This is a genomic window from Arthrobacter sp. SLBN-83, from assembly GCF_006715285.1.
In the GTDB taxonomy this organism is placed as follows: domain Bacteria; phylum Actinomycetota; class Actinomycetes; order Actinomycetales; family Micrococcaceae; genus Arthrobacter.
In genome coordinates this window covers 1,284,551-1,303,896 of the sequence record NZ_VFMX01000001.1, presented here as the reverse complement: position 1 = coordinate 1,303,896, position 19,346 = coordinate 1,284,551, and the positions used below count along the sequence as shown (strand labels likewise).

Below are 19,346 nucleotides of genomic sequence, written 5' to 3'. Positions count from 1 at the left end.
TTGCTAAGCATGCTTATTGTAGGGGTGTAGCGACGCAGGGTGACCAGCACTTCGCCACCTACAGGAAGGCCGCGGCCGATGACCAGCAATCTCGATCCGGACGCCCGGAGCAGCTACCGCCTGATCACTTTGGCGGCCCGGCTGATCCAGCGGCGGCAGGACGATGCACTGGCCCCCCTTGGCCTCACCCGTGCGGCAGTTATTGCATTGGAAGGCCTGACGGGGGGCCCACTGAACCAGGAACAGCTCGCAGATGCGATCAGGGTCCAAAGCCAGACGCTGGGGCGGGTCCTTACCCGGCTCGAAACTACGGGACTCATTACCAGGACCCGCCATGCCTCGGACCGCCGGCAGCTGAAAGTTGAGCTGACGGATGCCGGGGTTGCGGCTGTTGAAGCGGCGCGGCAGGCCGAGATCAATGCCTACCCGGATGATCCGGACATCGAGTGGAAGGTGCTCCGGGATGAACTGACGAAGTTCGTCCGTGCGGTGCCGCTCAGCCGCGATGCCGGCGTTGTCCCTTTTGCTCCACCGGAACACAGGGCCGGACATCGTCCCCAGACCGGGCGGGCAGCGGGCATGCGGGGCTGGGAACAGCCCCGCCAGAACTGAGCTGTCCCGAAGTTCCTGACTGAGGGAAAAGCAGTGGCCGGCCCTAATGGGCCGGCCACTGCTTTTCTTTAACCTCTGTCCTCCGGTTCCTCCTCCAGCAGGCCGCGCTGTGCAAGGTCAGCCGCATCGGCCGCCTCCGGCGGCAATGGATCCGTAGCCGGCGGAACGTCGCTGGGGGCATAATCAGCCAGCCCCGCCGCCACCCGCTCCTGCTCCGCGGCCCTCTGGTAATCGTCGTCGTCCACGTCTTCCGGCATCTTGCCGTGGCCCGTGCGGGTGGGAGCGGGAAGTGCGTCCTCCTCAGGGACCATTACGCTGTCGAGGACATCATCCGGGTTTTCATCTGCAGTGCTCATGGTGCACCTTCCAATCGATGGTTCGGCGAAAAGATCAGCAGGGATTTACGACGACGGGACGTGCGGTCCCGAGGACCAGCGCAGCAGTGCCGCGACGTGGACGCCCTCCGGCAGTACCGGCCCCGGGACCAGGAGGACGCGGGCGTCGGTCAGCGCTGCGGCCCGAAGCAGCGCCGCCGGGGCGGGAACTTCGCCAAGGACTTCCGCACCCAGGGCCTGCTCCTTGGCCGTGGCGATCCATGGTTCAGCGGCCAGGGCCAGCATGGTCCGTTCGGACAGGGCTGCGTCATCCAGGATCAGGGTGTCCACCTGCGCCTGCTGCAGGGCATGCACCACTGCTCCCACCCCATGGGCCGCCTCCGGGTTGGCCTGGCCTTCCTGGACCGCCAGCCTGTCCATCACGGTCTGCTGTTCCTCAGCCCACAATTCGGCGACGCGCTGGTTGACCTGGTCCTCCAGGTTGGCGCTGTCCGCACCGCCGGTATGGGTGTGGGAATCCACCTCGGACACGAGGGCCTGGCTCGCCTCGGAGAGGTTGTCCTTGACCAGGCCGCGGGCCCGGATATCGCCGGCGAGGACGATGAGCCGTGCACCGCTGGCGCGGGCCACCCTGTCAATCTCGCCCGCCACCTCATCCGCATTGCGGCGCCAGACGTCCTCGGTGTGGTGCTGGAACCGCAGTTCCGACCATCCTCCGCCGTGGAACTTGTGGATGTTTTCGGACTCGCCTTCCACTTCCCGCACGCTGCTGGGAGCCCCGGCACCGGCCCGGTACAACCGGATCTCGCCGTGTTCCCGGCTGACTTCCGCCACAACATACGGGAGTTCTTCCGGCCGGTGCTTGACCAAGGGCAGCAGGTCAGGGACAGGCTCCATGGCCACCCGTTCGGGAAGGACCAGGTCACCGGGGAGTACCTCGTTGACCTCAGCTTTACCGCTGTGGACCAGGACAAACCTCGAGACGGGGCCGGGCAGCCCTGTTGCCGGCTGGAGTGCCTGCTCCATTGCCTCAATGTCAGCGGCGGCCGCCCCCTGTGCCTCCAGTTGGGCCTGCGCGTTCCCAGGCCTGACGTCGCCGGCTTCCAGGGAGTCCACCGTTCCGGTTCCGGCTGGAACATAGGCGGTGCACCAAGGGCCGGGGCGACGGTACAGGTCGGCATATTTCTGCAGGCTGGTGGTCACTGTTCCCCCTCCTCGGTGGCGAGGGGATTCGGCGAGGCGACCGGATTCAGTGCCTCCCGTACCTCTGCAGGGTCCGTGTCATCCGGAAAAGGCTCTGTTTCGCGCCATTCCTCGGCATGGGCGGGCTGGTTTCCGTGCACCACCCCCTGCGCTTCATGCTTCATCTGGTCGTCCAGATTCTGGCCGTGGGTGGTGTTGCCGCGTTCTGCCATGACGATCTCCTTCGCGAGCGATTTAGTATCACAGGCTTACTAGTTCGTCACTTCACCGTAGCACCAACGGGCAGGCGGCTAAAGGGGTTCGGCGGGCCTTCCCGCTCAGGCGTGGCAGGCGTCCTTCAAGGCCCGGACGGAGTCTTCCGGCACCTGGTCTCCGGCCTCGGCGATCCGGTTCAACGGCGTCGTTATTTCCACTGGGACTCCTGCCGTCCGAGCTGCCGATGCCAGGCCGGCCAAAGCCTGCCGGTCCGAAGGGCTGACCAGGCCGTTATCCACCACGGCGCAAATTTGCCGTGTGACTTCCTGGGCGGCGCTGGAGGCGGCTTTGGACGCGGCTTCGCTGACGGCGGTGCCGGCAGCCTCCCCGACAGTGCCGCAGCCGGTCAGCAGCAACAAGGCGGTGGACAAGGCAGCGGCGCTGGCGACGGCGGGACGAAAGGTCATGCCTCCAGCCTACCGGCGGGCGTATTCGCTCCCGCCGGCGGCTTCCGGAAAGCGGCAGCGGCTACCGGCGGGCCGGGACGCCCAGGATGCCGTCCAGCAGCGCGTTCCGGAACTTGCCCTCAGGATCGTGCCCTGCGGCGAAGGAGCGGAAGTCGGCGAAGCGCGGGTACAGGCTTTCCCAGTCGTGCCCGCCGGGGGTGAACAGCTTGCCCCAGTGCGGTCGGGCCCCGAAAGGCCGCAGGGCGTCCTCCAGGACCGGGAGGAACGCCTCAACCTCCGGCTGCAGCGGCTTCCAGGTGAAGTGCAGCGCCACGCTCTGCTGCCGGTAGAACGGGCTGAGCCAGAACTCGTCAGCGGCGCCGGTGCGTACTTCGGAGACGAAAAGCAGGGGTGACAGCTGTCCGGCCAGCCCGCGGACTGCCTGGAGGGCGGCGGGGGCGTGCTCCAGGGGAAGAATGAACTCGCTCTGGAGCTCATCTCCGTTGCTGGGCGTGAATTCGTGCCGGAAGTGCGGCAGCCGGTCCAGCCACAACCCGGGTTCGTCCAGCTGTGCCGTGCAGTTCTCCGCGGACATGTCGGGCAGGGGATGCCGCGGCCGCAGGGCTGCGGTTGCCCCAAACAGGCTGGGAAGCGCCGGCTCCTCATCCAGGGCCTTGAGCCAGACCTGGTTGACGGTGTCGCCTGCGTAGTCGGTAAACAGGCTCACGCTGTAGGCGGACGAGACGATGTGGTTGAAGTCCGCAAGGGCATTGTCCCAAGGGAGGTCCTCCAGGACGCGCTGCCGCATCCGGAAAGAGGGGCGCACTGCAAGCTCCAGGCCGGTGACAATGCCGAGGGCCCCGATACCCACCACGCTGGCCAGGAACTCATCCCCGTCCGCCCTGGTCAGCGTGACCTGCTCGCCGGAGGCGCGGACCAGGTCGATGGACTCCACGGCGCCGGCGAGTGAAGGGTTGTTCACCCCTGAGCCGTGCGTTCCGGTCTGCACCGCCCCTGCCACCGAGATGTGCGGCAGCGAGGCGAGGTTATGGATGGCAACGCCGGATTCCTCCAGGGTCCGGCAGAGGGCCCCGTAGCTCACCCCGCCGCTTACGCGCACCGTGCCACGGCTGGAATCCAGCTCCACCTGCTGCGGAAGGGCATCGAGGAGTACGTGGACGCCGTCCGTGTCGCCCACCCGGTTGAACGAGTGCCGGGACCCCAGGGCCTTGACGCGCGGCGACTCAGCCACGATGGCGGCCAGCTCCGCTACGGATTCCGGCCGTCGGACATCCGCGGAGGAGTATTCGAGGTTTCCTGCCCAGTTCTTCATCGAGTGGCTTTCACTTGGCATCGGTTTCCTCCCACTGTCAGCGCTAACAATCACGGCTGTCAAGGCGCTTCCGCTGAGTGGGCTGAACATGGTGGGCGGAACTGGGTTGGGCCTGGTGCCGGCGCGCCGGGGCCGGGCGGTGCCTAAGCGATCCAGTGGGTGGGCGGTTCAAGCCCGCCGGGGAGGCGTGTTGACCCGCTGCCGCGGGCTGCGGCGATTTGTGCCTGGGTGAGGAAGAGGGAATGGCTGAGGTCGGCGTCGTCGAGCCTTGCATCGCGCAGGTCTGAGCCCAGGAGGTCCACCGCCGCCAGGTCCGCGCCGCGGAGGTCGGCGGCGATCAGGCATGCGCCGCGAAGATCGGCACCGCACAGCACGGACCCGCGCAGGTCCGCGCCGGCCAGGTCGGCCCCCGCCGCCAGGTCGTCGCGTTGCGGGCCATCGGCGAAGTACCCGGCGCGGACCTCCTCGCTGACCCACCGCAGCGCTTCGCCCACCTGCAGGTGGAGGCTCCCGACGTCGGCAGTGAGGACCTGCCCAAGGTTGCCGTCCGCCACCTCCCGGACCTTCGCCTGCAGGTGGCGCACCTCGTCCGCGGCGTCCGGGCTGTACGCCGCTGCCTCCGCCTGCGCCAGGTGCCACAGCATTTCGTGCAGCTGGCGCAGGACCCTGAAGGCGGCGAACATGTCCGGCGCTGAACCCGGGTTGTCCCGCCAGCTGCTGCCGTGGAACAGCCCCTGGCTGACGGCCTGTCCGGCGCCGAAGCAGTCGAACGCCGTGCAACCGGCAAAGCCCCGCGGCCGGAGCCTGTCATGGATGGTGCAGGAAAAGTCCCCGGCCAGGTTGGGGCAGGGGCTGGCCGGCGGCTTGTCGATGGCGAAGTCCGCCGAACGGGTGAACCCAAACGCCGTGCAGCACAGGGCAAAGCACCGTGAGCAGTCAGGCCGCAGGGCGGCCGGGGTGGCAAGGGGCCGTGCCATGCGTCCAGACTACCCACTACGGGCCGCTCAGTCAGTCGATTTTTCAGCTCCCGGCGGCGTGGTGCGCGGCGGCGGAACGCGCCGCCGGCCCGTTGCTTCGAATGCCGCTGCCAATCGGAGCAGCTCCGTATCGCTGTACGCCTTGCCCGCAATGGTGAGGCCCACCGGCATCGCGATGTCCGCCGCGAGGCCCATGGGAACGGTGACCGTAGGAATGCCCAGATGCCGGGGGACCAGATTCCCGTTGGCCACCCACACGCCGTTGCGCCAGGCGATGTCCGCCGATCGTTCATTGGTGTCCGCGTCTGCCGGGCCGATGTCGGCTGCCGCCGGGAACACCACGGCGTCCAGTCCCAGCCGCTCCATCCACTCCTCCAGGTCCACGCGGCGGGTTTCCTCGAGTCCCGCCAGGCCCTCGGCCAGGTGCGGGATGTCGGTGAGGGCCGGAACGCCGTGCTCCCGGATCCAGGCGGGATAGTCCGCGATGTCGTCGTCGAATCCGTCGTAGCGGTCCGGCAGCGCGCCTTCCGGAGCGGGGAAGATGGCGGAACCGTTGACGTCGGCGAGGTTGTTCAGCTGTGGGTCGCCGTTGGCAGCCAGGAAGTCATTCCAGGCCCAGACCGACAGGTCCACAATCTCGTGCCGCAGATACTCCGGGGACACCAGGCCGCGGGTGGCAAGGGTGGGCGCACCGGGACGGTCGCCTTCGTAGTTGGACACCACCGGGAAGTCCACCTCCACCACCTCGGCGCCGGCCGCCTCCAGGTCACGGCGGGCCGCAGCCCACAGCTCCAGGATGGAGGCGCGCGTTTCGATCCGTTGGCCGGTGGGGCCGCCGATGCCTGGAGCCTCAGCTGTTCCGGCGTCGGGGTCGGCATTGATGTACATCCGGGGAATGCCCAGCCGTTTGCCCGCGAGGACGGCCGCAGCCTCGGTCGGGTCCGGCACGGCCAGGTCAAGGTACGACGGCGGGCGGACGGCAGATGCCTTGGGCACGGGGATCCAGGGCTGGACACGCCAGAAGTCACCGCGGGTTTGGGGGTCGTCCGCCACGACGGCGTCCAGGACTTCCAGCAGGTCCGCCATGGTCCGCGTGTGCGGAACCACCACGTCCATGGTGGGGACCAGGGGCCAGTTGCCCCGGACCGAGATGATGCCGCGCGATGGCGTGTAGGCGCACAGTGCATTGTTCGACGCCGGGGCACGTCCCGAGGACCAGGTCTCCTCCGCCAGGCCAAAGGCAGCGAAGCTGGCCGCGGTTGCGGTTCCCGAGCCGTTGGACGAACCCGAGGCGAACGCGGCGGTGAGGAAATCGGCATTGTAGGGGCTTTCCGCGCGACCGTATACCCCGCGCTGCATACCTCCATTTGCCATGGGCGGCATGTTGGTCAATCCGATCAGGACCGCACCGCCGGCCCGCAGGCGCTCGATGGTGAAGGCGTCCCGCTGCGCCACCAGGTCCTTGAAGGCCGGCGAGCCGGCAGCAACGGTAAGGCCTTTGACCTGATAGCTGTCCTTTGCCGTGTAGGGGATGCCATCCAGCGGACCAAGTGTGAACCCGGCCGCGCGCCGCCGGTCCGAGGCCCGCGCCTCCGCAATGGCGTCCGGGTTCATCACCACCAGTGCATTAAGGCATATGCCTGATGAGTCATACTTCTCGATGCGCTCGAGGTAGAGGCGCACCAACTCCTCGCTGGTGACTTCACCCGCCTGCAGGGCTGCCCGGAGCCGGCTGATGCCGGCTTCAACTACGTCGAACGTTTCCACCACCTCCGGCTTCCGCGCCTGCTCTACGAGCTTCATGCCGCACCGCCTTCCCGCGGGGCCGGCTGCTGCTGCGTGATGCAGTGGATGCCGCCGCCAAAGGCGAAGATGTCCCGGGCATCCACCAGTTCCACGGTGCGGCCGGGGTAGGCGCGTTCCAGGATGCCGGCCGCGATGGTGTCGTTGGGATCATCGAAACTGCAGAGCACCACCACGTTGTTGGCCACGTAGTGGTTGATGTAGGACCAGTCCACCCAGCCCTCATCATCCTTGAGCGTGGTGGGTGCGGGGACGTCGATGATGCGCAGCGGCCGCCCCTTGGCGTCCAGTTGCCCGGCAAGGACCGTCTTCAGTTGGAGGTAGACCGCGTGGTCCGGGTGCGCGGGGTTGTCCTGGCGGTGCAGCAGGATGGTGCCCGGTCCGGCAAAGGCCGCAACAATGTCCACGTGGCCGCGGGTTCCGAATTCGTCGTAGTCCCGGGTGAGTCCGCGCGGCAGCCAGATTGCCTTGGTGGTGCCCAAGGCTGCGTGGATTTCCGCCTCGACTGATTCTTTGGTGGCGCCGGGGTTGCGCCCCGTGTCGAGCTGCACCGTTTCGGTCAGCAGCACGGTCCCTTCGCCGTCCACATGGAAGCCGCCACCCTCATTGACCAGGGCTGACGGACGGACCGGTGCGTCCACTCCTGCCGCTACTGCGCGTGCCACCGTCTGGTCCTTGCCCCAGGCCGCCCAGTGCTGGGCGCCCCAACCGTTGAAGATCCAGTGCACCGCCGCCAGCGTCCCGTCCGGGGCGTGAACGAACGTGGGGCCGCTGTCCCGCAGCCAGGCGTCGTCAAGCGGCACCTCCACCACGTCGATGCCGCTGCCGAGCCATTCCCTTGCAGCGGTGGCGTCCCGGGGGTCTGCGATGACGGTAACGGGTTCGTAGCGGGCAACGGTGCGGGCCACCTTGGTCCAGGCTGCCCGTGCCCTGTCCAGGGTGGAGCTTCCAACGGCGCCAAAGGTGTCATTGGGCGGCGGGAAGGCCATCCAGGTGCGCTGGTGCGCCTCCCACTCTGCGGGCATGTGGGTTGCGGTATCGGTTACAGCGCGGTCAGGGGCGGCGTTGCCTGGGACCACGGTCGAATAAATGAATGCCATTCATTTATTATGGGGACGGCTTTGGCCGCACGCAAGAGTGTTTCAGGCTTCGCCCGTCCCCGTTCGGCCAACAGCCGCCAGGATGGCCCTGGCCAGTTCCTTCGGCTTGGTGAACTGCGGCCAGTGCCCCGTGGGCAGGTCGATGTACTCCACGTCCCGGACCCGGGCCAGCTCTGCGACGAAGGGATGGCCGGCGGCGATCCACTCCCGGAGCATGGCGGACGGGAATTCGCAGGTGATCACGGTGGCGGCCACGTCGAAGCGCCGCTCGTCATGCAAATGCTGCTTGCCGTAGGCCACGCCTCGGGGCTCCGCGACTGCCCGGGCCCGGAATGCCTGGCGGATCCCATCGTCGAGGTCCACCAGGTCGGCGTTGTCAAAATCCTCCCAGGGCGGCAAGGGCACGTCGTCCCCGACAGCCTGCAACTCGTCATTGATCACGCCGCCTTCACCCAGGGGTCCGCTGTCCACATAGATGGCGCGCTCCACCTTCTGCGGCCTGGCGTCCACGGCTCCATGGATGATGGCTCCGCCGCCGGAGTGCCCCACCAGGACCATCTTGCCGGGCAGGCCGTCCATGACCTCCACCACCGCATCGATGTGGTCCTGCAGGTTGATGCCCGACCGGCTGGCGTCCACTGACTCCTTGCCGGGAAGGGTAAGGGGGTGGGTCCGGTGTCCCGCCGCTTCCAGGGCCGGCACCACCTCCTCCCACGACGAAGCGTCCAGCCAAAAACCGGGAACCAGGATGATGTCCATGACCGAACCCTACTCCCCACCCCCGACGCGGAATAAGGCATTCCTACCGCTTCCGCTTCCGGTCCTTCCCTCCGTTCCGGCTCCCGCGTTCAGAGGCCTCCCGCTCCGCCCAGCGCTGCGACTTTCCCGCCGTCACCACTTTCTGGCGCCACTCGCGGTGGTACGCGCGCTGGGCCGCGACATCGGAGCGCCGCGCCAGCGCTGCCAGCTCCCGCTGCATCTTCAGGTAGGAGTTCCAGCGGCGCTCGGGCAGGGCTCCACTGTCGATCGCCTCCCGGACCGCGCAGCCCGGCTCACTCCCGTGGGCACAGTCGGCGAACCGGCAGCCGGCGGCCAGTTCCTCCACATCGCCGAACATCCCGCCCAGGCCTTCCCCGGCGTCGAACAACCCGAAGCCACGCACCCCGGGAGTGTCCATCAGCACGGTGCCGTTGGACAGCGGCACCAGCTCGCGGGAGGTGGTGGTGTGCTTGCCTTTGAAGTCGCCGGACCGCACCTCCCCGGTCTGCTGCACCTTCCTGCCCACCAGCGCGTTGATCAGGGTGGATTTGCCGGCGCCGGACGGGCCCAGGAGCACAATGGTGCCGCCGGGCGGGATGCGGGACATCAGTTCGTCGATCCCGTCGCCGCTTTCTGCGGACGTGGTGACCACCTCCACGCCCGCCGCCTGCAGGATGACTTTCCCGACGACGTCGTCCGCCACCTGTGCCAGGTCCGCCTTGGTGATGATCACCAAGGGGGTGGCACCGGAGTCCCACGCGGCAACGAGGGTGCGTTCGAGCCTGTTGTGCGTGAGCGGCCGGTCCACGGGCACCACGACGCCGACGGTGTCCATGTTCGCGGCCAGGACCTGCTCCCCGGAGGAGTCCTCGAACGCGCGCTTGCGGCTGAGCTCGGAACGCCGGGGGAGCACTGCCAGGATCTGGCGTTCTCCGGCGCGGTTGGGACCGGTCCAGACCCAGTCCCCGGTGACGGCCGGCTCGCCGGACAAGGGGTAGGGAAGGTGGAGCAGCCCGTCATCGACGGCAACCAGCAGGAGGGTGCGGTCGACGCGGACCACGCGTCCGCGTCCCGTGGCCCCGGGGCAGGGGTGCTGATCGAAGTGGCGGGCGACGGCGGGGGTGCAGCCGTACGCGGTGAGGGTGCCGGTCAGTTGGGTGGTGCTTGAGGCGTTGCCTGAATTGTGCACGATGGTTTCCTTGCGGGGGTCCCCGGTGCGGCGACGCGACGGCGGGCAGCGGTCAGGCGCGTGCAGCCGGGAGGATGGTTGATGGAGTGGGTGCGGGGCGCTCACGGCGCGCGGCAACAGCAGTCATCAAAACCACCTCCCTTCCCTCGTGCGGGTGGTCCTCCTGCCGGGGACGGCAGGGTGGAACCGGTCCCCACTTTAGTTCCCGCCGCCGTCGGGGGCCAGGGTGCCCGCGCAAAAAAAGGTGCGGCCCCCCAAAGGTAACCGCACCCAATTCCACGAAGCACCGGCTACGCGCTGGTGGCGTCCTGCACCTCGCCCACCAGTTCCTCGATGATGTCCTCGAGGAAGAGCATCCCGGTGGTCCTGCCATGGGCATCGAACACGCGGGCCACGTGGGCCCCGGTTCGCCGCATCGACGCCAGTGCATCCTCAAGGTCGGCTCCCGCAAATGCCGACGCCAGGCGCCGGACCCGCTTGGCCGGCACCGGCCGGTGGAATTTCTCAGCCGCGGTGAGGTCCATGACGTCCTTGAGGTGCAGGTAGCCGCCGGGCTCCCCGGCACCGTTGGTCAGGATGTAGCGGGAGTAGCCGTGCCCTGCCACGGCCTGCTGGATGTCGGCAGGCGTGGCGGCTTCCGGCAGCAGCACCATGTCCGCCATGGGCACCTGGACGTCCGCCACGGTCTTGGCGGTGAATTCGAACGCGTTGGTCAGGGTGCCCGTGGTGTCCGTCAGCATGCCGTCGCGGGTGGACTGTTCCACGATGGTGGCCACTTCATCCAGCGTGTACGCACTGGTGGCCTCGTCCTTGGGCTCCACCCGGAAGAGCCGCAGGATGGAGTTGGCAATCCCGTTCAGGGTCCAGATCACCGGCTTGAACACCTTGGCCACCATGACCAACGGCGGGGCGAGCAGGAGGGCTGCACGGGTGGGGACCGAGAAGGAGATGTTCTTGGGCACCATCTCGCCCACCACTACGTGGAGGAAGGTCACCAGCAGCAGCGCCACGATGAACGCGATGATGCTGATCGCCTCGTAGGACAAGGACGTCAGGCCCAGCGGGATCTCCAGAAGGTGGTGGATGGCCGGTTCGGAGACGTTCAGGATGACCAGTGAGCAGACCGTGATGCCCAACTGGCTGGTGGCCAGCATGAGCGTGGCGTGTTCCATGGCCCAGAGCGTGGTTTTTGCCGCCTTGCTGCCGGCCTCGGCCCGGGGCTCGATCTGGGAGCGGCGGGCGGAGATGACGGCGAATTCGGCGCCCACGAAGAAGCCGTTGACCACCAGGAGCACCGCCAGCCAGATGATGCCGGGAAGGTATTCACTCATGGGTCAGCTCCTGGGTCAGGCTGTCGATGATCCGGTCGTGCGGGCTCCGCGGCGGCTCGCCGGATGCGGCGGGCGTGAAGCGCAGCCGCTCCACGTGCATGCCTGCCACGCGCTCCACGCGGAGGGTGCCGCCGTCGACCTCCACCTCGTCGCCCAGTTCGGGCAGGCGGTCCAGCCGATCAGTGACGAAACCGCCAACGGTGTCGTACTCGTCCCCGTCAGGCACTTCGATCCCGGTGCGGTCCAGCAGCTCGTCCGGCCGGAGTGCGGCGTCGAACGTGATGGACCGGCCCACGCGGACAACGCCGGCACGCGCCCGGTCGTGTTCGTCCTCCAGTTCGCCCACGATCTCTTCCACCAGGTCCTCCAGGGTGACGATCCCGGCGGTGCCGCCATGCTCGTCGGAAACGATGGCCACCTGGAGCCCCTGGCGCCGCAGCAGGCCCAGGAGGGTGTCCACGCCCATGGATTCGGGCACCCGCAGCGGCTCGATCATGAGCTCCGCCGCTGTGGTGCCGGCCCGCTGGTCCAGGGCGACGGCGAACGCCTGCTTCACGTGCAGGAGGCCAAGGACATCGTCCCGGTCGCGTCCGATCACGGGAAACCGGGAGTAGCCGGTGGCGGTGGCCAGGGAAACGATGTCCGCGGCGGTGTCGGAGAGGCCGACGGCGGCCATCCTGACGCGGGGCGTCATGACGTCAGCGGCGCTGTACTCGGAGAAGCGGAGCGTGCGGTGCAGCAGGGTGGCGTGGTCCAGGTCCAGGACGCCTTCGACGGCGGAGCGGCGCACCAGGGAGCTCAGTTCCTCCGCGCTGCGGGCACCGGAAAGCTCCTCCTTGGGCTCGATGCCGAAGCCCCGGATGATCTTGTTGGCAGTGTTGTTAAAGAGCAGGATCACGGGCTTGAACACGGCCGTGAAGAGGGCCTGGAACGGCACCACCACCTTGGCCGTGGCCAGCGGCAGGGCCAGGGCGAAGTTCTTTGGGACAAGCTCGCCCACCACCATCGAAAAGATCGTGGCCAGGAATATGCCGGCAACGGAGCCGACGGCAGGCACCAAGGCCTCCGGGACGCCGACGGACTGCAGCGGGCCGCTCAGCATGCGGCTGATGGCGGGTTCAAAGGTGTAGCCGGTCAGCAACGTGGTCAGGGTGATGCCCAGTTGGGCACCCGAGAGGTGGGTGGAGGTGATGCGAAGGGCTTTGATGGTGGGGCCCAGGCGTTTCTCGCCGCGGGCTTGGCGTGCTTCGAGATCGTGCCGGTCCAGGTTCACCAGCGCGAACTCCGAGGCGACGAAGAAGCCGGTGCCGACGGTCAGGACCAGGCCGATGCCCAGCATGATCCATTCATACATTGGGGCGCCCCTCTCCTGTGGTGGCCGGTGTTCCGGTCAGGTGGCAGAGGGGCCAGGGCATGTGTGAAGGAGGGTCGTCCATGTCCGGTTCAACTCCCCGGCCGGGGGAGAAGTTCCGGAAGCGCCGCTTACCGGCGCAACTCCAGGGCCCGTTTCTGCCGTCCGCTGATGGACGAAACGTAGCCGCAATTGGTGCAGGTGATCCGGAACTTCCGGGACACCGTGAGCACCGGGATGAAGAACAGGGTGAACTTGGTGGCCTGTTCCTCAAGTAGGTGGTGGATGAACGCGCCGCAGTGCGGGCACGTTGCCGTCCTGCCCGGCAGCGCCTTGAGCACGGTCTTGAACCCGAAGAGGAGAAGCATTGCCGGCCTTCCTTGTTTGAACGGTTAACCTCCCACCCTAGGCGAGTTTGGCTGGCACCCATCCGGGGTAGGGATACTTTGCGTCATGTGGGTGGATGCGATACTGGCGTGGGCAGCATTCGGGCTTTTGGGGGGACTCCTGGCACATGGTTCTGGATACGGTGACCCTGCGCATCGCTTTTGGCCTGATGGCCCTGGTGCTGGTGGTCCTCTTCTACTTTTCCGCCTTCCGGGTGACGCGCTCGCCGTACAGTGCGTGGTGGTGCGGGGCCTTGCTGTTCTTCCTTTCCGGATCCGGCTGCTTCCTGCTGGACGGCACGCCGCACCAGTGGTGGGCCAACCCGCTGGGCAATACGCTACTGGTGCACGGCGGGGTTGCTGTGTGGGCGGGAGCGCGCTCGCTGCGGACCGTGCAACCACCCAAGTGGGCCTTTACCGGAATCCCCCTTGCCACCCTGGTGGCGTCCCTGCTGGACCACCCGGCGACCAACACCTGGTCCGGCGGTCCCGTTTTCCTCGCCGCGATGAGCCTGACCGTCGGGCTCGCGTCGCGTGAGCTGTGGCGGCTTGAACCTGGCTATTCGCGGGTGCGCATCCCCATGGCGGTGGCTGCAGGCGGGCTGTCCGCTTACTATTTCTTCCGCTGGCTGGCGTTCCTGGTAGAGGGCCCGGACAGTCCGGTTTTCGTTACCGTTTTTGGATCGGCCGTAACCACCATGGTGACCATGGTGCTGTTGGTGGTGGTGTCATTCAGCATGGCCGGGTTGAGCACCGAACAGCAGACCCGGGCCCTGCGGGTGGTTGCCAGCCGGGACGACCTCACCGGACTGCTGAACCGCAAGGCCTTCCTGGACCTCGCTGCCGAACAGCTGGCTGACCGGACCATCACCGGGGGCTCCGGCGCGCTGATCCTGGCCGACCTTGACCATTTCAAAGTGGTCAACGATACCCACGGCCACGCCGCCGGCGACCTGGCGCTTCAAGCCTTCGCCGATGCCTGCGTTGCCACCGTCCGCTCCACCGACCTGGCCGGCAGGTACGGCGGGGAAGAGTTCGTGATCCTGGTCCCTGGGGCCAGCGCTGAACGGGCCGAGACGATTGCGGAGGAAATCAGCAGTCGCCTGGCAGGCGCCGCAGCACCGGACGGCATGGAGATGCCCACCGTCAGTTATGGCATATCGACCTATGACGGCCGGACCTCCGACGTGGAACGCCTCATCGCCGCAGCGGATGCGGCCCTTTACAGGGCCAAGTCCTTGGGGAGGAACCGCGCCGCCCGCAGCGACGAGCTGCACTAGCTCCGCTGCGGCGGGCGGCGCGGTTCCGGGTGGCTACTTGGACTGGAGGGCGTCTGCCTGTTCGGCGAGGACGGTCAGTGCCACGCTTTCCGGCCGCTCCACAGTGCTCTGGATGCTGACCGTCATGCCGCTGTGAGCGGCCTTGAGGACAGATTCCATGACCTCCAGGGCGTGGTAGGCCAGGGCCCCGCCCGCGCGGGGTTCCTTGCCCTGCGGGGTGGAAGCGAGATCCGCGATGCCAAACCCGCGCCCGGCGTCGACATATCCTGCCGAGGCGGGGAGGGTTTCCCAGTCCTCGGCGCCCAGGGAGAACAGCTGGACGTCGCCGTCGAAGTGGTTGGGGTCCGGCACCACCAGGGAGCCGCGCTCGCCGTGGATCTCGATGTTCGGCGACTTGGACTTCACCGCGTCGAAGCTCATGAAAAGGGTGGAAAGTGCCCCGGAGGCATGTACAAGGATGCCCGTCACGTGGGAATCGATGGTTACGGGAACCTTTTCACCCTGGCGCGGTCCTGAGCCGATGGTCCGCTCGTTGCGGGTATGGCTGGCCGCGCCGAGCACAGACACCACGGGACCCAGCAGCGTCACCAGGGCGGTGACATAGTAGGGACCCATGTCCAGGAGCGGACCGCCGCCCGGCTGGTAGTAGAAGTCCGGGTTGGGGTGCCAGCGCTCGTGGCCCGGGGTCACCATGGTGGCCGATGCCGAGATGGGGGCGCCGATGAGGCCGTCGTCAATGGCTTTGCGGGCGGTCTGGATCCCGGTGCCCAGCACAGTGTCAGGGGCACAGCCGACGACGACGCCTGCCTGGCGTGCCGCGTCCAGCACCTTGCGTGCCTCTTCAGTGGTGGCCGCCAGCGGCTTTTCGCCGTAGACGCTCTTGCCGGCCTCGATCGCCTTCAGTGCAACGTCGGCGTGCGCGGCGGGGATGGTCAGGTTCAGGACCAGGTCGACGTCGTCAGCGGCGAGCAGTTCCTCCACGGAGACGGCGCGGACGCCGGCGTAATCATCCGCCACCGCCTGGGCCCGTGCAGGATCCAGGTCCGCCACGGCTACCAGACGGACCTGGTCCAGCCGCCGGAAGTTGGTGAGGTACTGGGCGATGATGGCTCCACAGCCAATGATTCCGACGTTTAACGGCTTGCCCACAACAGGCCCCTTTCGATGATGGTGCGTACGTTCTGGTCCTGCAGGATTTCCACGCGGTGGCCGGGCGTGCAGACAAAGATCCGGCCCTTGCCCCACTGGCGCGTCCAGATGGCAGGGGAGGTCACTTCGCGGTGCCAGGGATCCCACTCGCGGACTTTCTGCGTGGTGGTGGCCAGGACATCGATGTAGTCATCTGCGAGGACCCAGTACTGTTCGGTGACCAGGTCGAAGTCCTTGATGCCCTTGGTGATGGGGTGTTCCGCGGCTTCGGGCAGCATGTTCACTGTGTAGGGAACGTAGTTGTCCGACTGTTCGCCGATGCACTCGTCCGGGTGCTTTCCGGGGTGGCAGGCGAACTGGCCCCCGATCAGGTGCAGGTAGTCGGAGGTGTTCCGGTACGAATCGGCGATTCCGCCGTGCCAGCCGGCCAGGCCGGTGCCGTTCTCCACGGCCGCCCGCAGTCCGGCAAATTCGTCCTTCTCGATGGTGCTCATGGTCATGCACTGCATGATCAGGTCAACCCCGGCCATGTATTCGGCGTCGGCATAGACCTTGGGGGATTCCTCCACCCGGACGTCATAGCCGTTGTCCTTGAGGTAGGGAATGAAGAGCTCGGTGGCCTCGTAGGGCTGGTGGCCGTCCCAGCCGCCACGGACGACCAGCGCGTTCTTGCGATCTGTCATTGAAGTTTCCTTTGTTTGGCTGCCGGCGTGTACCGGCAAGGCGAGGGGTCAGCGGCTGGCGAAGGCGGCGTCGAAGGCAGCTGCCGGCGGGGCGATCCGGGCCAGTTCCTGGACCATGGCCAGCGCCTGCGGGGCGCCGATCAGGCGGTCCATGCCGGCGTCCTCCCATTCGATGCTGGTAGGCCCTTCGTAGCCAATGGCGTTCAGGGTACGGAAGATCCGGTTCCACTGGACATCGCCATGCCCTGCCGTGACGAAGTCCCAGCCGCGCCGGGGGTCCGCCCAGGCGAGGTGCGAGCCCAGGCGGCCGTTGCGGCCGTCGAGCTGGCGGACGGATTCCTTGACGTGGACGTGGAAGATTTTGTCCGCGAAGTCCTGCAAGAACATCACGGGGTCCAGGTCCTGCCAGATGAAGTGGGAGGGATCGAAGTTCAGGCCGAAGCTCTCGCGGTGCCCGATGGCTTCGAGCGTGCGCTTGGCTGTCCAGTAGTCGTAGGCGATTTCGGACGGGTGGACTTCCAGGGCGAACCGGACGCCCTCCTCCTCGAAGACATCGAGGATGGGGTTCCAGCGGTCGGCGAAGTCCTGGTAGCCCGCATCGATCATTGCCTGCGAGGCCGGCGGGAACATGGCCACTGCCTTCCAGATGGAGGACCCGGTGAAACCTGTTACGGTCTTCACCCCGAGGCGGGCAGCTGCCCGCGCGGTGTCCTTCATGGCCTCCGCTGCCCGGCCGCGTACCCCTTCGGGCTCGCCGTCGCCCCAGGTCTCCGCTGACAGAATGTCCCGGTGGCGCTCGTCGATGGGGTCGTCGCACACGGCCTGGCCGGTCAGGTGGTTGGCGATGGCGAACACCTTGAGGTTGTTCTTTTCGAGGATGTCCAGGCGGCCCTGGAGGTAGTTGTCGTCCTCGGCGGCCCGGCGTGGGTCAAGGTGGTCTCCCCAGCAGGCGATCTCCAGGCCGTCGAAGCCCCACTCGCCGGCGAGCCGGGCCACCTCCTCGAAGGGCAGGTCGGCCCACTGGCCGGTGAAAAGCGTGATTGGTCGTGTCATGTGCGTTCCTAGATTGATCGAAGCCGTACGGTGCTCAGACTTTTTGCCACTGGCTGGAATTCGCGGCGCTGGACTCCACGGCGGCCAGGACCCGCTGCACCTGGAGGGCGTCCCCGAATGACGGTTCCGGCTGGCGGCCTTCACCGATGGCGGTGACGAGGTCCACCACCTGGTGGGTGAAGCCGTGTTCGTACCCCAGGCCGTGGCCGGTGGGCCACCAGTTCCCCACGTAGGGATGCTCGGGTTCGGTGACGAAGATCCGGCGGAAGCCTGCGTCGGGGGATTCTGCCGCGTCGTAGAAGGACAGGACGTTCATTTCCTCGAAGTCGAAGGCGAGGGAACCCTTGGTCCCGTTGACCTCCAGGCGCATGGCGTTCTTCCGGCCCAGGGCGTAGCGCGTGGCTTCAAAGACGCCGATGGCACCTGCGGACGTGCCGCCGTCGAACTTTGCGCTGAAAATGGCCGCATCATCAACGGTGACCTCCCCGCGTGGGGCATCGCTGCTGAGGTCGCCGTGCCCGCCGAGTCCCACCAGGTCGCCGGCCAGCGGGCGTTCCCGGACGAAGGTTTCCAGCATGGCCGAAACCCCGCTGATGTTCAGGCCCGTGACCCACTGCGCGGCGTCGATGCTGTGCGCTCCGATGTCACCCAGGGAGCCGGAACCTGACTTGCTCTTGTCCAGGCGCCAGGTCATGGGGGCGTTGGCGTCGGAGAGCCAGTCCTGCAGGTACTGGGCGCGGATGTGGCGGATCTCGCCGAGCCTGCCCTGTTCCACGAACCGCTTGGCCAGTGCCAGCGCAGGGGTGCGGCGGTAGCTGAAGCCACACATGGAGAAGACGCCGTTCTTTGCGGCCGTCTCCGCCGCGAGCGTCATCCGTTCGGCCTCCTCCACAGAGTTGGCCAGCGGCTTCTCGCACAATACGTGTTTGCCGGCCTCAAGGGCGGCGATGGCAATCTCGGCGTGGGTGTTTCCGGGCGTGCAGATGTCGATAAGGTCGATGTCATCGCGCTCGATCAGGCGGCGCCAGTCAGTCTCAACCGAGTCCCAGCCGAGCTTGTCCGCCGCGGCACGGACGCCGTCGGCGTTCCTGCCGGCCACCGCGGTGAGCTGTGGCTGCAGCGGCAGGTCGAAGAACCGGGGTGCGGTCCGCCAGGCGTGGGAGTGGGCTGCACCCATGAAGGCGTAACCCACCATGCCGACCCGTAAGGGCTTTGGGGTGGTCATGTTGAAAGTCCTCTCTGTAAGCCTTGGCGTTTACTTGCTGAAGCCGGCTGTCAGGCCTGCCAGCAGCTGGCGCCGGCCGATGACGTACAGCACCAGGATGGGCAGGGTGCTGAGCACCACCGAAGCGAGAACGGCAGGGATGTTGACGCTGAATTCGCCTTGGAAGGTCCACAGGCCCAGGGGCAGGACGCGCAGGCTGGGGCTCTGGGTCAGCACCAGCGGAAGCAGGAATCCGTTCCAGACATGCAGCCCGTTGTAGATGGCAACCGTCACGATGGCCGGCCGGGTCAGGGGCAGGGCCAACCGCCACATGGTCTGCCACTCGCTGCAGCCGTCCAGCCGCATGGACTCAAACAGCTCGTTTGGGACGTCGCGGATGAAGTTGGACAGGATCAGCACCGTCAGCGGGATGGCGAAGGCAATGGACGGCAGCATCAGTGCCAGCAGGCTGTCATAGAGGTTCAGCCGGATGATCATCAGGTAGATGGGGATGATGGTGGCCTGCAGCGGGATGGCCAGTCCCATCAGGAACATGCCGTTGACCAGCTTGAGGAACCTGCCGCCGCCGCGGACGATGGCAAATGATGCCATGAACGAGATCAGCACCGTCGGAATCACGGAACCGAGCGTGACGATGGCGCTGTTCAGGAAGTACTGGGCGAAATCCGCCTCGAGGACAGACTGATAGTTCTCGAGGGTGGGTTCGGTGGGCAGGGACAGCGGATTCTGGCCGAAGTAGCCGGCCTGCGTCTTGAGGCTGGTGACCACCACGTAGTAGACCGGCAGGATGATGACGGCCAGCCAGATCCAGCCGCCCAGGCCGCCGGGGATGTTCAGTCGCCGAAGCCTTGTGCCGAGTCCCCGGTTGGCGGCTGCCGAGCCGCCAACCGATCCGGTGCGGGCCTCCTGGGTATTGCTTTTCAGGACGGTACTCAC

The 19,346-nt window shown here is 67.1% G+C and carries 20 protein-coding genes; 2 read left to right on the top strand and 18 right to left on the bottom strand.

Going from position 1 to position 19,346, the window contains the following annotated elements:
- Positions 1 to 78: 78 nt before the first annotated feature.
- Complete coding sequence (locus FBY30_RS05975) at positions 79 to 612, top strand: MarR family winged helix-turn-helix transcriptional regulator (protein WP_142131919.1); 534 nt, start codon at positions 79 to 81, stop codon at positions 610 to 612.
- 68 nt (positions 613 to 680) lie between these two features.
- Here the strand turns inward: FBY30_RS05975 and FBY30_RS05970 are convergent, their stop codons facing one another.
- From FBY30_RS05970 to FBY30_RS05910, 13 genes are all read right to left on the bottom strand, one after another.
- Positions 681 to 968 carry a hypothetical protein gene (locus tag FBY30_RS05970; protein WP_142131917.1) on the bottom strand — a complete coding sequence of 96 codons (288 nt, stop codon included), beginning with the start codon at positions 966 to 968 and terminating at the stop codon, positions 681 to 683.
- A gap of 45 nt (positions 969 to 1,013) precedes the next feature.
- Positions 1,014 to 2,150 carry a baeRF2 domain-containing protein gene (locus tag FBY30_RS05965; RefSeq protein ID WP_142131915.1) on the bottom strand — a complete coding sequence of 379 codons (1,137 nt, stop codon included), beginning with the start codon at positions 2,148 to 2,150 and terminating at the stop codon, positions 1,014 to 1,016.
- Entirely contained in the window at positions 2,147 to 2,362 is a 216-nt protein-coding gene (locus FBY30_RS05960; protein ID WP_142131913.1) for a hypothetical protein, read from the bottom strand. Before FBY30_RS05960 ends, FBY30_RS05965 begins: the two co-directional genes overlap by 4 nt.
- Positions 2,363 to 2,467: 105 nt before the next feature.
- Positions 2,468 to 2,812, bottom strand: a complete 345-nt coding sequence (locus tag FBY30_RS05955) for a hypothetical protein (RefSeq protein WP_142131912.1) — start codon at positions 2,810 to 2,812, stop codon at positions 2,468 to 2,470.
- 61 nt (positions 2,813 to 2,873) lie between these two features.
- Positions 2,874 to 4,124 (bottom strand): D-arabinono-1,4-lactone oxidase, encoded by a 1,251-nt coding sequence (locus FBY30_RS05950; RefSeq protein ID WP_142134958.1) that lies wholly within the window; start codon positions 4,122 to 4,124, stop codon positions 2,874 to 2,876.
- 143 nt (positions 4,125 to 4,267) lie between these two features.
- The gene (locus tag FBY30_RS05945; RefSeq protein ID WP_142131910.1) at positions 4,268 to 5,101 is read right to left on the bottom strand and encodes a pentapeptide repeat-containing protein; all 834 of its coding nucleotides are present in this window, start codon (positions 5,099 to 5,101) and stop codon (positions 4,268 to 4,270) included.
- Between the two features lie 27 nt (positions 5,102 to 5,128).
- Positions 5,129 to 6,904 (bottom strand): amidase, encoded by a 1,776-nt coding sequence (locus tag FBY30_RS05940; RefSeq protein ID WP_200830640.1) that lies wholly within the window; start codon positions 6,902 to 6,904, stop codon positions 5,129 to 5,131.
- Positions 6,901 to 8,004, bottom strand: a complete 1,104-nt coding sequence (locus FBY30_RS05935) for an agmatine deiminase family protein (protein WP_142131908.1) — start codon at positions 8,002 to 8,004, stop codon at positions 6,901 to 6,903. Before FBY30_RS05935 ends, FBY30_RS05940 begins: the two co-directional genes overlap by 4 nt.
- 42 nt (positions 8,005 to 8,046) lie before the next feature.
- Positions 8,047 to 8,763: an alpha/beta fold hydrolase gene (locus FBY30_RS05930; protein ID WP_142131906.1), complete on the bottom strand. Its 717-nt coding sequence runs from the start codon at positions 8,761 to 8,763 to the stop codon at positions 8,047 to 8,049.
- 43 nt (positions 8,764 to 8,806) lie between these two features.
- Positions 8,807 to 9,952, bottom strand: a complete 1,146-nt coding sequence (rsgA, locus tag FBY30_RS05925) for a ribosome small subunit-dependent GTPase A (protein ID WP_442858270.1) — start codon at positions 9,950 to 9,952, stop codon at positions 8,807 to 8,809.
- 290 nt (positions 9,953 to 10,242) lie between these two features.
- Positions 10,243 to 11,283: a hemolysin family protein gene (locus FBY30_RS05920; protein ID WP_142131903.1), complete on the bottom strand. Its 1,041-nt coding sequence runs from the start codon at positions 11,281 to 11,283 to the stop codon at positions 10,243 to 10,245.
- Positions 11,276 to 12,637: a hemolysin family protein gene (locus tag FBY30_RS05915; protein WP_142131901.1), complete on the bottom strand. Its 1,362-nt coding sequence runs from the start codon at positions 12,635 to 12,637 to the stop codon at positions 11,276 to 11,278. The genes FBY30_RS05920 and FBY30_RS05915 overlap by 8 nt, the downstream gene beginning before the upstream one ends.
- 128 nt (positions 12,638 to 12,765) lie before the next feature.
- Complete coding sequence (locus FBY30_RS05910) at positions 12,766 to 13,002, bottom strand: zinc-ribbon domain-containing protein (RefSeq protein WP_142131899.1); 237 nt, start codon at positions 13,000 to 13,002, stop codon at positions 12,766 to 12,768.
- A 146-nt stretch (positions 13,003 to 13,148) separates the two neighbouring features.
- Here FBY30_RS05910 and FBY30_RS05905 point away from each other — a divergent pair, with 146 nt between their 5' ends.
- Positions 13,149 to 14,300 carry a GGDEF domain-containing protein gene (locus tag FBY30_RS05905; RefSeq protein WP_142131897.1) on the top strand — a complete coding sequence of 384 codons (1,152 nt, stop codon included), beginning with the start codon at positions 13,149 to 13,151 and terminating at the stop codon, positions 14,298 to 14,300.
- 33 nt (positions 14,301 to 14,333) lie between these two features.
- Here FBY30_RS05905 and FBY30_RS05900 read toward each other — a convergent pair whose 3' ends face one another.
- From FBY30_RS05900 to FBY30_RS05880, 5 genes are read right to left on the bottom strand one after another with little or no spacing between them, the layout of a single operon-like run.
- Positions 14,334 to 15,449, bottom strand: a complete 1,116-nt coding sequence (locus FBY30_RS05900) for a Gfo/Idh/MocA family protein (RefSeq protein ID WP_142131895.1) — start codon at positions 15,447 to 15,449, stop codon at positions 14,334 to 14,336.
- Positions 15,434 to 16,132 carry a ThuA domain-containing protein gene (locus FBY30_RS05895; protein ID WP_142131894.1) on the bottom strand — a complete coding sequence of 233 codons (699 nt, stop codon included), beginning with the start codon at positions 16,130 to 16,132 and terminating at the stop codon, positions 15,434 to 15,436. The genes FBY30_RS05900 and FBY30_RS05895 overlap by 16 nt, the downstream gene beginning before the upstream one ends.
- Positions 16,133 to 16,180: 48 nt before the next feature.
- Positions 16,181 to 17,185 (bottom strand): sugar phosphate isomerase/epimerase family protein, encoded by a 1,005-nt coding sequence (locus FBY30_RS05890; protein ID WP_142131893.1) that lies wholly within the window; start codon positions 17,183 to 17,185, stop codon positions 16,181 to 16,183.
- 34 nt (positions 17,186 to 17,219) lie between these two features.
- Positions 17,220 to 18,410 carry a Gfo/Idh/MocA family protein gene (locus FBY30_RS05885; protein ID WP_142131891.1) on the bottom strand — a complete coding sequence of 397 codons (1,191 nt, stop codon included), beginning with the start codon at positions 18,408 to 18,410 and terminating at the stop codon, positions 17,220 to 17,222.
- Positions 18,411 to 18,440: 30 nt separating this feature from the next.
- Entirely contained in the window at positions 18,441 to 19,346 is a 906-nt protein-coding gene (locus FBY30_RS05880; RefSeq protein ID WP_142131889.1) for a carbohydrate ABC transporter permease, read from the bottom strand.